This is a genomic window from Mucilaginibacter sp. 3215, assembly GCF_050433785.1.
Taxonomy (GTDB): domain Bacteria; phylum Bacteroidota; class Bacteroidia; order Sphingobacteriales; family Sphingobacteriaceae; genus Mucilaginibacter.
Genome location: NZ_JBNPWO010000029.1, coordinates 13,499 through 27,343 on the forward strand (window position 1 = coordinate 13,499; position 13,845 = coordinate 27,343).

Annotated in this window: 13 protein-coding genes; 8 read left to right on the forward strand and 5 right to left on the reverse strand. The window is 43.9% G+C overall.

Annotation, left to right across the window (positions count from 1 at the left end):
• Positions 1-351 precede the first annotated feature (351 nt).
• On the forward strand, positions 352-738 hold the full coding sequence (locus tag ABIC84_RS26605; RefSeq protein WP_426581809.1) for a hypothetical protein: 387 nt from the start codon (positions 352-354) through the stop codon (positions 736-738).
• A 74-nt stretch (positions 739-812) separates the two neighbouring features.
• On the opposite strand, the gene ABIC84_RS26610 is transcribed toward ABIC84_RS26605, so the two are convergent.
• Together ABIC84_RS26610 and ABIC84_RS26615 are read right to left on the reverse strand one after the other, a co-directional pair.
• The gene (locus ABIC84_RS26610; RefSeq protein ID WP_426581811.1) at positions 813-1,715 is read right to left on the reverse strand and encodes a nucleotidyltransferase family protein; all 903 of its coding nucleotides are present in this window, start codon (positions 1,713-1,715) and stop codon (positions 813-815) included.
• A gap of 101 nt (positions 1,716-1,816) precedes the next feature.
• Positions 1,817-2,932: a M42 family metallopeptidase gene (locus ABIC84_RS26615; protein WP_429265524.1), complete on the reverse strand. Its 1,116-nt coding sequence runs from the start codon at positions 2,930-2,932 to the stop codon at positions 1,817-1,819.
• Positions 2,933-3,175: 243 nt separating this feature from the next.
• Here ABIC84_RS26615 and ABIC84_RS26620 point away from each other — a divergent pair, with 243 nt between their 5' ends.
• Both ABIC84_RS26620 and ABIC84_RS26625 read left to right on the forward strand, forming a co-directional pair.
• A complete protein-coding gene (locus ABIC84_RS26620) occupies positions 3,176-4,072 on the forward strand; it encodes a DUF6340 family protein (RefSeq protein ID WP_429265525.1) in 897 nt (298 codons plus the stop codon).
• Positions 4,073-4,109: 37 nt separating this feature from the next.
• Complete coding sequence (locus tag ABIC84_RS26625; protein ID WP_429265526.1) at positions 4,110-5,015, forward strand: DUF6340 family protein; 906 nt, start codon at positions 4,110-4,112, stop codon at positions 5,013-5,015.
• Here ABIC84_RS26625 and ABIC84_RS26630 read toward each other — a convergent pair.
• Both ABIC84_RS26630 and ABIC84_RS26635 read right to left on the reverse strand, forming a co-directional pair.
• A complete protein-coding gene (locus tag ABIC84_RS26630) occupies positions 4,990-5,424 on the reverse strand; it encodes a GNAT family N-acetyltransferase (protein ID WP_426581819.1) in 435 nt (144 codons plus the stop codon). The genes ABIC84_RS26625 and ABIC84_RS26630 overlap by 26 nt on opposite strands.
• A 185-nt stretch (positions 5,425-5,609) precedes the next feature.
• Positions 5,610-7,151 carry an acyl-CoA carboxylase subunit beta gene (locus tag ABIC84_RS26635; protein ID WP_429265527.1) on the reverse strand — a complete coding sequence of 514 codons (1,542 nt, stop codon included), beginning with the start codon at positions 7,149-7,151 and terminating at the stop codon, positions 5,610-5,612.
• A gap of 106 nt (positions 7,152-7,257) precedes the next feature.
• Here ABIC84_RS26635 and ABIC84_RS26640 point away from each other — a divergent pair, with 106 nt between their 5' ends.
• The 5 genes from ABIC84_RS26640 to can (ABIC84_RS26660) all read left to right on the forward strand — a co-directional run bounded on the left by ABIC84_RS26640 (position 7,258) and on the right by can (ABIC84_RS26660) (position 11,837).
• On the forward strand, positions 7,258-7,590 hold the full coding sequence (locus ABIC84_RS26640; RefSeq protein ID WP_321557268.1) for a hypothetical protein: 333 nt from the start codon (positions 7,258-7,260) through the stop codon (positions 7,588-7,590).
• Positions 7,591-7,670: 80 nt separating this feature from the next.
• Positions 7,671-9,275, forward strand: a complete 1,605-nt coding sequence (locus ABIC84_RS26645) for a SulP family inorganic anion transporter (protein ID WP_426581824.1) — start codon at positions 7,671-7,673, stop codon at positions 9,273-9,275.
• A gap of 14 nt (positions 9,276-9,289) precedes the next feature.
• The gene (can, locus tag ABIC84_RS26650; protein WP_090534255.1) at positions 9,290-10,006 is read left to right on the forward strand and encodes a carbonate dehydratase; all 717 of its coding nucleotides are present in this window, start codon (positions 9,290-9,292) and stop codon (positions 10,004-10,006) included.
• 401 nt (positions 10,007-10,407) lie between these two features.
• The gene (locus tag ABIC84_RS26655) at positions 10,408-11,160 is read left to right on the forward strand and encodes a YoaK family protein (protein WP_426581826.1); all 753 of its coding nucleotides are present in this window, start codon (positions 10,408-10,410) and stop codon (positions 11,158-11,160) included.
• Positions 11,161-11,180: 20 nt separating this feature from the next.
• Positions 11,181-11,837: a carbonate dehydratase gene (gene can, locus ABIC84_RS26660; RefSeq protein WP_354486450.1), complete on the forward strand. Its 657-nt coding sequence runs from the start codon at positions 11,181-11,183 to the stop codon at positions 11,835-11,837.
• Positions 11,838-12,070: 233 nt separating this feature from the next.
• On the opposite strand, the gene pruA is transcribed toward can (ABIC84_RS26660), so the two are convergent.
• Positions 12,071-13,708: an L-glutamate gamma-semialdehyde dehydrogenase gene (gene pruA / locus ABIC84_RS26665; RefSeq protein ID WP_429265528.1), complete on the reverse strand. Its 1,638-nt coding sequence runs from the start codon at positions 13,706-13,708 to the stop codon at positions 12,071-12,073.
• Positions 13,709-13,845: the final 137 nt, after the last annotated feature.

Sequence of the window (13,845 nt, forward strand, 5' to 3'; positions counted from 1 at the left end):
GATCTGTATAGCTACGAGATTGCCACGTCGCTCCAGGGGCTTCTTCCCGTGCGGCTCCTCGCAACGACATGGTTGTTAATTGAGCTTCAAAAACGTTGCATGGGTTTTTCTATTTCATCCCCGAAAACGACCAACCCGCTTTCCTGCCCGATCAACACCCTTTAATTTTCGACCAACTTGTAAAATACTGATAATTAGTGCGTTTTTGGTGTTTGCCGAATGCTTTTGGGTATTGGTCTATATCTTTTCGGTGCTGGTATAACACTTTTTAGCAGTTAAAATTAATGTTGTTCATTTGATCATTGAAAATAACAAACACAAAATATTTAACATACTTAAAAGCTCAAAATCATGAAAACTTCAATAAAATTATCAGCATTATTCTTCTTATTAAGCGCAGGTGTATTTGCTACTACAGCAGCTAAAGCCGCCGATGTAACCCCTAAAGCTAAAGAGGTTGTTACCTTTAAAGCCCTTGACCACGACCGCGGTATTAAGTTAACGCTTGCAAAATCAGAAAACGGCCGTTCATTCGTACGCGTTTACAGCAAACAAAATGAACTTTTGCTAAAAGATGTTGTATCAACCAAAACCGATGTTGAAAGGGGTTATGTTTTAACCAATCTTGAAGATGGTGATTACATTATGGAAATTAAAACCAATAACCAGGTGGTTAAGAAAACCCTGCATGTTTACGAAGACGGCGATCAAAAAACATTCTTTATTTACCAGGACTAATTTAGTCCGGTCATATCAAACAAAAAGCTCCCGTTCGGTTGGAACGGGAGCTTTTTGTTTAAAGAGCAAATATTTTATTCCCAAAGTTTTTCGGGATAAACACCGTTAGCTACCAGGTCAGATATGCTTTTTTGAACGATAGGTTTGTCTTCTTTATACGTAACACCAAACCATTTTGAGCCGGTTGGGATTACTTTAAAAGAGGCTGTACCATTTTTGATCAGCTGATCAGCGGCCAGCGGAATAAAGAATTCTGATTTGGGGTTGTTTTCGTTTGCAGCCACAAAGTCTACAAACATCTGCTCGCTTTGCTTAAAGATAGCCGGTGTAAAGCCCCAGAAATTCATTGATACACGGGTATCGTTAGGAAGCGCATGCTCACCCGTAGCATCCTTGTAAGCTACGCTGCCATCTTCTTTAAAATAAACCTCGGTACGCTCATTAATCTCCACCATGTTACCATTATCATCAACCTTACAAACGCCGCGTGATACTGAGCCATAGTCGGACAGGGTACGGTCAATCTGGTAACCTACCAGTGAATACAGATCGTCTTTAACTTCGGTGGTTAAAAATTTAGCCATTTTTTCAAATGCATCATAACCATAGTAATCATCGGCATTGATCACACAAAAAGGCTCGTTTACTTGATTACGTGCAGCAAGTACGGCATGAGCGGTACCCCATGGTTTGGCGCGTTCAATCTCTTTATCGATGCCAAATGGTTTAAGATCAAAGCTTTGAAATACATAATCTGTTTCAATGCGGCCGGCAAGTTTAGGCTCAAAAATCGCCTTGAAGTTTTCGGCAAACTCTTCGCGTATAATAAAACTCACTTTGCCAAAGCCTGCTTTTATAGCATCATATATTGAATAATCAATAATTGTTTCGCCATTGGGGCCAAAGCCATCAACTTGTTTCATACTGCCGTAACGGCTGGCCATCCCTGCGGCCAATATCAGTAAGGTTGGTTTCATAGATAGTATCGGGGGTATTTGTTAAAAGCTATTTTAAGAGTAATTATTATAGGTGAATGGATTTTTGCCCGGATTGTTTTATATGCTATATAAACTTTTTGTTATTTAATATACCTGAAGTCCTGACCGGCCTGGATGTTTAGCAAAGACTCGTATATCAAACGGATCACGTTATCAACGTCCTCTTTGTGGATCATCTCGACGGTGGTATGCATATAACGTAAAGGTAATGAGATTAATGCCGATGGTACGCCATCATTTGAGTAAGCAAAGGCATCGGTATCGGTCCCTGTTGACCGTGATGATGCCTGACGCTGGAACGGTATGCCCGCTTTTTGAGCACTTTCAATAAGCCGCTTATTCAGGTTGTTTTGTACTGCCGGGGCATATGACACAACAGGGCCTTTACCGCAGGCTAAGTCGCCCTGGGTAATTTTGTTGATCATTGGCGTTTGGGTATCATGCGTAACATCAGTAACAATAGCCACATTGGGTTTAATTTTATGCGCTATCATTTCGGCGCCACGTAAACCTATCTCCTCCTGCACTGCGTTAACTATATATAAACCGAAAGGAAGTTTTACATTGTTTTCTTTAAGTAAACGCGCTACCTCGGCAATCATGAAGCCGCCTGCACGGTTATCAAGCGCGCGGCCAACATAATAGCGGTCGTTAAGCACCATAAATTCATCCTCGTAAGTGATAACACAACCTACATGAATGCCCAGTTTTTCAACTTCTTCTTTTGAGGTGCAGCCGCAATCTAAAAAGATATTTTTAAGAGTAGGCGCTTCTTCTTTATCACCGCCCAGGCGCGTGTGGATAGCAGGCCAACCGAAAACAGCTTTAACCACGCCATTATCGGTATGAATATTTACACGTTTTGAAGGCGCTATCTGATGATCGGAACCGCCATTGCGGATAACATATATCAAGCCATCGTTAGTGATATAGTTCACAAACCATGAAATTTCATCGGCATGAGCTTCAATAACCACTTTGTAATCGGCTTTTGGATTGATGATACCAACCGCGGTGCCGTAATTATCAACATAATGGGTGTCAATATAGGGCTTCAGGTATTCGAGCCAAAGCTCCTGGCCTTTCCATTCAAAACCTGTAGGTGAGGGGTTGTTGATATATTTTTCAAAAAAAGCGAGTGAAGTTTCGTTTACAACAGACGTATGCTGTGGGGCGTCAGATTTCTTTTTGGCCATATTGAATTAATGTTTTCAATCTAAATGTAGTAATACAGCAAATATAATAAAGCTCATGACATTGCACTAAAATTAAGCCGCATATAAGCAGTAAATCAATTATATAAAATCAATATTAAACGTTTTTGAAAATATTTAGTCACAATAAAAGCGTTGTTTTGTTTTGATACAAAAATGACCGGTTATTTCATAAAGCATTCATGCTTATGTTATACCTTTCCGCGATATTTAATTTTTAATAAGGTGAAACTATTCAGGCTAACTTGTATCTTATTTGCAGCTTGTTTTTTAGCAGCATGCAGCGTACCTCAATATGTAAATGTTCCGGTTGATTACGCGCCGAAGCTGAATTTTAACAGAGCAAAAACAACCATCGTGGTCATTAACCACTACATGCCCGATTCGACCCGTAACCGCAATAAACGCGTATTAACTACATTTAAAGCCGCCGCTTATACCGCTATAAACAATGCAGCTGTACAGCTGCATGCGCTGCCCGGTGTAAAAGTTGTACAACTGGTTGATTCGGTTAACTTTACAGCCAATACCGATTCGGTGAAGTTTCTGGCAAAAAAATACAACGCTTCTTACGTGCTCGCGTTCGAGGATTTTAAAGGCGAAACCAAATTACAGCAGGATTATTACAACGGCGTACCGTCTGTTTACCGGGTATCGGTGGTTAAAACCAGTTTTACCCTTTATGAAGCCAATGGCATCTACTTTAAAAAGCTAAACGGCGAAGCTGAAATAAATGACAATAATGCTTATGGCAATGCATCCAGCTTACTTGCCCACGGCGGGCCTTTATTTGATGCTATCCGTAATTCGGCATTGGATGCGCTTAAGGATTACCTGCCGTATACCGATTACCACGACAGGCCCCTGTATACCAATGGCGATCAGTTGAGCAGCTCGGTAGAACTGATCAAAGCCGGAAAATTTGATCAGGCTTTCAAGATACTAAACCCGCTTATCGACGGGCCCGACCTAAAACTGGCCAGCAGAGCTGCTTACAACCTTGCGGTGGTTTATGAAGCGCAGGGAGATATTGACGCCGCACTTGAGGTGGCTAAGGTCTCAAACCAAAAGCAACCGAATGATTTTGCCAAAGCTATTATTGTTGATTTGATGAAAGAGTAAAGTCCTCAAAACTTAAACCAACCTTATTACAAATACCTTGAAAAACTTATTTGCCATTTGTGTGCTCGTTGCCATGGGTTTGCCAGCCTGCAGTGTAAATTATGAAATTACAGTACCGGTTAATTACGCCCCTAAATTGGAATTGGGGCATAACGAAACCAAAATTGTAGTAGTAAACAGGTTTACTGTTGACTCGGTAGCTAATAAAAATAAACGCAAACGCGCTGTACTTAAAGGCAGCGCTTACAGCGCTATTGCAACGGTAGCCAAACAGCTTGATATGCTGCCCCGCATCCAAACAACAGTACTCGCCGACTCCGTTAATTTGATTGCAGATACCACGCCAATAAAAACACTTGCCGAAAAATACAATGCCAACTATGTTTTAACGCTTGACTCGCTTAGTGCCGATATCCCCGTAGAGCTTGTTGATACCATGGAAGTATATACCACGGTGGTTAATACAAGCTTTACTTTATACGAAAGCAACGGCAAGTATTTTAAAGTTCTTAGAGGGAAAGCGAAGGATTTTCATTCAGAGAGCCGTTATTACGGTATAATTGCTGCCTTGCTTGTACATCCTACGGTAAAAGGCAATGGTGCGGCCATAAGCCAGTCGGCAGGTAATGCGGCTATTGACGCGATAAAGGATTATCTGCCATCTACATTAACCAATCAGCGGCAATTATATGCTGATAACGACAGCTTGAAGGTTGCTATTAACCACATGACAGCAAAGCGATATAATGAGGCCTTTAAAATACTGAATCCTATTATTGATGGGCCCGATCTTAAACTGGCCAGCCACGCGGCTTACAATTTGGCAGTGTTATATGAAGCACAGGGCGACATTGAAGAAGCTTTAAAGGCAGCAAAATTATCGAACGAAAAACAACAAAACGTTAAGGCGACTGCAATTATTCCTGATTTAGAGAAGGAGTAAGTTCTTTTTCGAGGATCTCATAATCGAAACCATTTTTTGAAAAGAAATTACCTGTGTGAATAAAACCTGCTTTGAGGTAAAATGGAATGGCCGATAACCTTGCGTTACACCACAGGCGGGTCCCCCCGCTTACAAGGACAAAATCGGTAATATACTGCAATACCGCACGGCCTATTCCCATGTTTTGCATGGTTTCATCAACAGCAAATTTGCGAAACTGCCAATCGTTCCCTTTATTAAAGAGGGATACTACCGCTATGATATGATTATCTTTAAAAGCAGCAAAGTGATAGCCGTGATTATCCTCTTCCATCTCCATTTCATAAAGCTTGCTTTCGGGATATAAGATACGTTGCCTTAACCGCCAGGTAAGCTCCGGACGGATTTGTTCGATAGAGATTTCAGCCATTTTTTAGAGGTGAAAGGTAAAAGACGAAAGGTAAAAGGTTTTTTTCAAATTCGCCAAACGCAAAGCTTTTAATGGCAGCGGATAGGCTAAAAGGCACAAGTAATCCCTGCACTGGCAGCCCTACAATACTTGCGCCAGAAAAAACGGGCATGCACACCTTTGCCCTTTTACCGTTCGCCTTTAACCTACAAAGGAATATTCCCGTGCTTCTTCCTTGGGTTATTTACCACTTTATTCTCCAGCATTTTAAATGCCGCGATCAGCTTAATTCGCGTTTCGGCGGGTTCAATTACTTCGTCGATAAATCCGCGTTCGGCAGCGCGGTAGGGATTGGCAAAGGTATCGGAATACAGTTGTTCCATCTCCAGCCACTTGGCTTCATGGTCTTCAGCCTTCGTGATCTCCCGTTTAAAAATGATTTCGGCGGCCCCTTTGGCACCCATTACCGCAATCTCGGCCGATGGCCAGGCGAAATTCATATCGGCACCAATATGTTTGGAGTTCATCACATCATAAGCGCCTCCATAAGCCTTGCGCGTAATTACAGTAACACGCGGAACGGTGGCTTCGCAAAAAGCGTACAGCAGTTTAGCTCCATTGGTAATAATGGCATTCCATTCCTGGTCGGTGCCGGGCAAAAAGCCGGGAACATCTTCAAACACCAGCAGCGGAATGTTGAAGGAATCGCAAAAGCGCACAAAACGGGCGGCCTTGGTTGATGAATGGATATCCAGAACCCCGGCCAAAAAAGCGGGCTGATTGGCGACTATGCCAATACTGCGGCCAGCCAGGCGCGCGAAGCCCACCACAATGTTTTCGGCAAAATCTTTATGCACTTCCAAAAACGAAGCTTTATCGATAATGTGATCAATAACCTCACGGATATCATAGGGTTGCGAGGCGATGGACGGCAGGATGGTGTTTAACTCGGACCTAAGCTCGTCGCCATTTTCGTAGGGAGCGGCAGGAGCTTTATCCTCACAATTCTGAGGCATATAGCTCAGCAGGCTTTTGATATGCTGAATGGCGGCTATTTCATTGGCACAGGCAAAATGAGTAACGCCCGATTTGCTGGCGTGGGTGTTAGCGCCGCCCAGTTCTTCGGAGGTTACCACTTCATGCGTAACCGTTTTTACTACGTTAGGCCCGGTAACAAACATGTATGAGGTATGCTCAACCATTAAAATAAAATCGGTAATGGCTGGTGAGTAAACCGCACCGCCTGCACATGGCCCCATAATGGCCGAGATTTGCGGAATAACGCCGGATGCCATGGTATTGCGGTAAAAAATGTCGGCATAACCGCCAAGGGATACCACACCTTCCTGGATGCGCGCACCGCCCGAATCATTAAGGCCGATAAGGGGGGCGCCATTCTTAAGGGCGAGATCCATGATCTTGCAGATCTTTTCGGCATGGGTTTCGGAAAGCGAGCCGCCGAAAACCGTAAAATCCTGGGAAAACACGTAGGTAAGCCGCCCGTTTATGGTGCCATAACCTGTAACAACACCGTCGCCGGGATATTTTTCTTTCTCCATGCCAAAATCAATGGAGCGATGGGTAACCAGCATGCCTATCTCCTGGAACGAGCCTTCATCCAATAAAAAATGCAAACGCTCACGTGCCGTTAATTTTCCTTTTTTATGCTGACTTTCAATACGTACCGGGCCTCCGCCCTGCATGGCTTCATGACGTTTTAGCCTTAACAGATCAAGCTTTTTATCCACAATTCAGGTTGTTAGTAATTGTCTAAAAATAGTAATTATATTGTAAGAATAGCTTTTGCTTACTTATTCTGGTGGTTTAATAACGGATTTTTATATATTTGTGTTGATGAAGATCAGGAATAATAAAATATGGGTAGTGGCGCTGTTCATGACCGTCTTTGTAATAAAGATGGGCATTTCGCTTGCACCTGTTTTTTTATATCTTGATAATAAAACGGTAAGCGCGGTGATCCTTCAGCTGGAGCAGGAAAGCAAAACTGAAAAAGACAGCCCCGAGAAAGACCTTGTGAAGGAGAAAAAAATCTTTGATGAGTATGATCTTCATACCATAAACTTCATCACATTTATTACCGAAACCAAAGTTCTCCATAACCAGGAAAACGCCTTATATAAGCAGGTATATCACCCTGTGGTCCCCACGCCGCCACCCAACGTTTAAAATGATTAACCGGATACTTCCCTATCCGGATAGCAATGCTATTTAATTCATTTTAAAGTTTTACTCAATCTTTCATTCTTATGCAAATCAAGCAAGGTGAGGCTGCTATGGGCAATCTCAACCTAAAAAAATATTTTCTGCCCAAAAATTTAAAAAGGGATATTCCTTCAAGTGTCGTTGTATTCCTGGTGGCTTTGCCGCTATGTTTAGGTATAGCGCTGGCATCAGGCGCGCCGCTCTTCGCAGGCGTATTAACAGGCATTATTGGCGGCATAGTAGTAGGTACGCTTAGCGGCTCGCAACTGAGTGTGGCCGGTCCTGCGGCCGGTTTAACGGTAATTGTACTTAATGCCATTACTACACTTGGCGCTTACGAAACCTTTTTAATGGCCCTGGTACTGGCGGGTGTCTTCCAGATCATACTTGGAATTGTTAAAGCCGGCACCATTGCCAATTACTTCCCGTCATCGGTTATTGAGGGGATGCTGGCAGCGATAGGTATTATTTTGATCATGAAGCAGTTTCCGCACGCGGTTGGCTATGATGCCGATTTTGAGGGAGATGAGGGCTTCAGCCAGATTGATGAACACAATACCTTTTCAGGTATAACGAGGGCTTTTGCCCGGATCAATTATGGCGCGGTGATCATCAGCGTGGTATCCCTGGCATTCATGATTTACTGGCCTAAGTTTAAAAAGCTGGCTGTTGTTCCGGCGCCATTGCTGGTGGTGCTGGCCGGGATAGGTTTAAGCCTGGCCTTTAACGGCACAAGCTTCGCCTTGCTTGATAAGCAGTTTGTACGCATACCGCTGGTGAACAGCAGTGCCGAATTTTTTGCACTGTTTAAATCGGCAGATTTTAGCCAGATAGGCAACAAGCAGGTTTGGATAACGGCTTTCACCATTGCGGTGGTTGCCAGTTTAGAAACACTGCTGAGCCTGGAGGCTGTAGATAAAATAGATCCTATCAAACGTATCTCGCCCACTAACCGCGAACTGCTTGCACAGGGAACGGCCAATATCGTTAGCGGTATGCTTGGTGGCTTACCCATGACGGCAGTAATTGTGCGTTCGTCGGCAAACGTAAATGCCGGTGCCCGCACTAAAGTGAGCGCCATACTGCATGGTATATTGTTACTGGTTGCTTTACTGGCGATACCGTCTTTAATTAACCATATCCCGCTGTCGTGTTTGGCAGCGATCCTGCTTATGACTGGGTATAAACTGGCCCGGATAAGCCTTTTCAAGCACATGTGGCACCAGGGCTTGAGCCAGTTTATCCCTTTCGTAGTTACCATTGTGGCCGTTGTTATGACCGATTTGCTTATTGGTGTAGGCATAGGTATGCTGGTGGGGATCTTTTATATTCTGCGTACAAACCTGCGTAATCCCTACTTCTATCACATTGAAAAAAATGGCAGCAAAAAAGTTATTAAGATTAAGCTGGCCGAGGAAGTATCCTTCCTGAACAAGGCTGCCATACAAGTAACGCTTACCAGCTTGCCACAAGGCGCCGAAGTGGTGATCGACGGAGCGAACTCAAGGTACATCGATCCGGATGTGCTGGAGATCATCCACAATTACAAGCACAATGCCTATACCAAGGGCATTATTGTGCAACTGAACGAAGTAAAGGACAAGTACGATGTACCTCCCTTAAAAGAACTGGTTTATAACCCTAACTAAAAAATCGAAAAACAATGTCAACACAAGAAAAAACAAACGGCAAAGCCGTAATAGATACAAACAATATTAAACTGGCCCAGTCAAGCAGTTACAGTACTTTAATTAAAAACAACGCCGCCTGGGTTGAGCGTAAACTTGCCGAGGATGGTGAGTATTTTAAGAACCTGGCCAAAGGTCAGAGCCCTGAAGTACTGTGGATAGGCTGCTCAGACAGTCGTGTTCCGGCTAATGAAGTTACCGGTACCAAACCCGGCGAAGTGTTTGTGCACCGCAATATTGCCAACGTATGCGTACACTCGGACATGAACATGCTGAGCGTACTTGACTATGCCGTTAACGTACTAAAAGTAAAACATGTTATTGTTGCCGGGCACTATGGTTGCGGCGGTGTTGCCGCTGCTATGAGCAGCAAACAATTTGGCTTAATTGATAACTGGCTGCGCCATATTAAAGATGTTTATCGCTTACACAGCCATGAATTAGACCGTATAACTGACGAAACTACGAAAGTTAACCGCCTGGTTGAGCTTAACGTTACCGAGCAGGTATATAACCTGTGTAAAACCACCATTATCCAAAACGCGTGGAAAGAACGCCATGACCTTGAAGTACACGGTTGGGTAATTGACCTGGGCAGCGGATTGGTGAAGGATCTTAAAGTAAGCAGCAGCAGTCCGCATAATTTAGGCTACGTATACGAGCTTGACGTTGAAGCTGTAGCTGCACACTAAAATATAATTTGATCAGTGCTTCCGACGCTGTAAGGGGCGTAGGGAGGTTTGATTGTTAAGTTGATCCCGGCTCTTAGGAAGTGGCCGGGATTTTTTTTGCCAGCCCCACCCAAACCCTTTAGTAAAAATTGTCATTTCGAGAGAGCAGCGCGGGAATTGAGCGCAGGGGCGAAAGAGAAATCTTCTACGCCCTGCAAAACCAACTTGCATAGTTCAACATGCCTCACGTAGAAGATTTCTCCTCACTCCTCTCGCTTTTCCCCTGCACATTGTTCGTCGAAATGACAATTTTTATATTTATTCCCAATCTTGTTAAAATATTATCCGTTGCATCAAACAAGCTTATATAAACTTGGTTAAGGTTTTGTAAATTGTAACTGAACCCCTGCCGTGAAATATCTATGCTCAAAACAATAAAAGAACAACGTACCCTTAAAGAAAACCTGATGCTGGCCTCATCCACGGCATTTGTAGCAGGCGTTACCAATGTGGCGGGCATGCTGGCTTTTTTGGCTTTTACCTCAAATATTACCGGGCATGTGGCTAACCTCGCCAAACACATTATTGAACAAAACTACCGCCAGATGATCATCTTTTTAATTTGGCTGCTGATGTTCTTTGCCGGGGCTTTTGTATCCAGTTTTATTGTACGTTCATTTGATGATAAAAGCAGGTGGCGGGCAAACTCCACCCCAATGGTAATTGAAGCTGTTATTTTACTGGGAGTTGCCATTTACGGGCATAATTTTTACCGGGAAACACAGATGGAGCGCGAAATTGTGATCAGCGCTATTTTGTTTTCGATGGGATTGCAGAACAGCCTGGTTTCCAATATCTCGGGCGGACTGATCAAATCGAGTCATTTAACCGGTTTATTTACAGACCTGGGCAGTGAGGTGGCCGAATGGTTCCATCCGCGTACCAAAAATACGGAAGCCGCCGGTAATAAAATACTGATCAGGTTTACGGTGCTTGGCTTTTACCTGTTTGGTGCACTGGCAGGCGGATACTTTTTTAACCTGTATGAGTTTGCCATTTTTTATTTTATCCCCGTTATTTTGCTCACCATTATGTATTATGATATTTCGCCGCTTGCTTTGCATAAACTTAGCCGTATGTTTGCATCGGGCAGAAAACGTCAAACCGCATCTTAAAACATCAATTTTTTAAATATATGTGTGCTCAAATTCATGATACCAGTCATATCACCTACGAAGGCTTACTGGAAGGAAACAAAAAATTTATTGAAGGTGCTTTAGCCGAAGATCCGCAATATTTTGATAAACTGGCTAACGGGCAAAAGCCCCCTATACTTTGGATAGGCTGCGCCGACAGTCGCGTGCCTGCCAACCAGATCACCAATACCGCCCCGGGCGAGATCTTTGTGCACCGTAACATTGCCAACATGGTTATTCACTCGGACATGAACATGCTGAGCGTGCTTGACTATGCCGTGAACGTATTGAAAGTAAAACACGTAATTGTAACCGGTCACTACGGTTGTGGTGGTGTTAATGCCGCTATGAGTAACAACCAATTCGGCCTGATTGATAACTGGCTGCGCCACATTAAAGACGTTTACCGGTTACATGCCGATGAGCTTGATGCTATTACCGATGAAACTGAGCGCAGTAACCGCCTGGTTGAACTGAATGTGATAGAAAACGTGAACAACCTTTGCAAAACATCTATCGTGCAAAATGCCTGGAAAAACGGCCAGGAACTTGCGGTACACGGCTGGGTTTACAGCCTCAGCACCGGCCTTATCAACGATATGAAAGTAAGCACATCCAGCAATGAAAATATGGATGCTGTGTTTAAGTTCAAGTGAGAATAGAAGCAAGAGGTCAAGAGTCAGGAATCGAGAATATAGATTCAAGAAGTCAAGAGTCAGGAATCAAGACCGGAAGATTCAATAGCTTATAAGAAAACAAGAAAGAGTCGAAAAATCGGGTTTTAACATTTCCGATCTTCGACTCTTTTTATTTCTAAGCTATGACCTAAAGGTTCTTAAACCAGCTTCTTCTTGTCTCTTGAATCTTGGTTTCTTGACTCTCTTCTCAACTACACTTCCTTCGCCAAAAACGGGTACCTGTAATCCTTTGGCGGATCAAAGGTTTCTTTGATGGTGCGTGGCGATACCCAGCGAAGCAGGTTGATCATCGATCCGGCTTTATCGTTAGTGCCCGATCCCCTGGCGCCGCCAAATGGCTGCTGACCAACTACCGCACCTGTAGGTTTATCATTAATGTAAAAGTTACCTGCCGCGTTGCGTAAACGGGTGGTAGCTTTTTCAATAGCATACCTGTCCTGCGAGATAATCGAGCCTGTAAGCGCGTAGATGGAAGTTTTATCTACAACCTCAAGGATCTCATCAAATTTATCATCTTCGTAAACATATACGGTTAGTACCGGGCCAAAAAGCTCCTCGCACATGGTTACGTAATACGGGTCTTCAACTTTTAGCACAGTTGGCTCAATGAACCAGCCTTTGCTTTTATCGTAGTTGCCACCGGCAACAATTTCAACACCTTCGTCGGCTTTAGCAGCGTCAATGTATTTGGCCAGTTTATCAAACGATACTTCGGTGATCACGGCATTGATGAAGTTTTCAAAATCTTCTACCGGGCCAATTTTAAACGAAGTAATGTCGCGCTGCATGTTTGCTTTTACCGCAGGCCACAATGAAGCCGGGATATAAGCCCTTGAAGCAGCCGAACATTTTTGTCCCTGGTATTCAAAAGCGCCGCGAACAAGGGCAGTACTTACTACATCGGCATTGGCACTCGGGTGGGCAAGTACAAAATCTTTACCACCGGTTTCGCCTACAATGCGCGGATATGTTTTGTATTTGTGGATGTTGGTGCCAATAGTTTGCCAGATGTTCTGGAATACTTTGGTTGAACCGGTGAAGTGGATCCCTGCGAAATCAGGGTGGTTAAAGATCACTTCGCCTGCAACAGGGCCATCAACATAAATCAGGTTAATAACGCCATCAGGTACGCCGGCTTCTTTAAAAATCTTCATGATCACGTTAGCAGCGTAGATTTGCGTATAAGCAGGTTTCCAAACCACTACATTGCCCATCATGGCTGCAGATGCAGGCAGGTTACCGGCAATAGCAGTAAAGTTAAACGGTGTTAATGCAAACACGAACCCTTCTAAGGGACGTTGTTCCACACGGTTCCAAACACCTTTGCCTGATACCGGCGGCTGTTGTTTGTAAATCTCGGTCATGTACTCCACGTTGAAACGCAGGAAGTCGATCAACTCACAAGCCGAATCGATCTCGGCCTGGTAAGCGTTCTTTGACTGACCAAGCATGGTGGCTGCGTTGATTTCGGCACGGTATGGGCCGGCAATCAGTTCGGCAGCTTTCAGAAATATGGCAGCACGTTGTTCCCAGGCCAGGTTTTCCCAGTCGGCTTTAGCTGCGAGGGCAGCATCAATCGCTGCGGTAACGTGGCTTGCATCACCTTCGCTGAAGGTAGCCAGCAAATGTTTATGATCATGCGGCGGACGAATTTCCAACTTGGTGTTGGTACGTACTTCCTTGCCGCCAATGTACATAGGTATATCTAATTGTTGGGCACGACCGGCTTCTAAAGCTGCCTTAAGCGCCACACGCTCCAAACTCCGCGGACCGTAATTTAAAACGGGCTCATTTACCGGTGCCGGAACATTAAAAAATCCTTTAAGCATAGATGATAATTTATGTTGCCGCAAAGATAGGGATTTTGCAGGGGAAGGTTGGGTAGGCGAATGTCAAAATAATGGTGGAGGAAACATATTAAATGAGTGAATTGGGTGCAAAAAAGGAGTTTTATAAATTGAATATT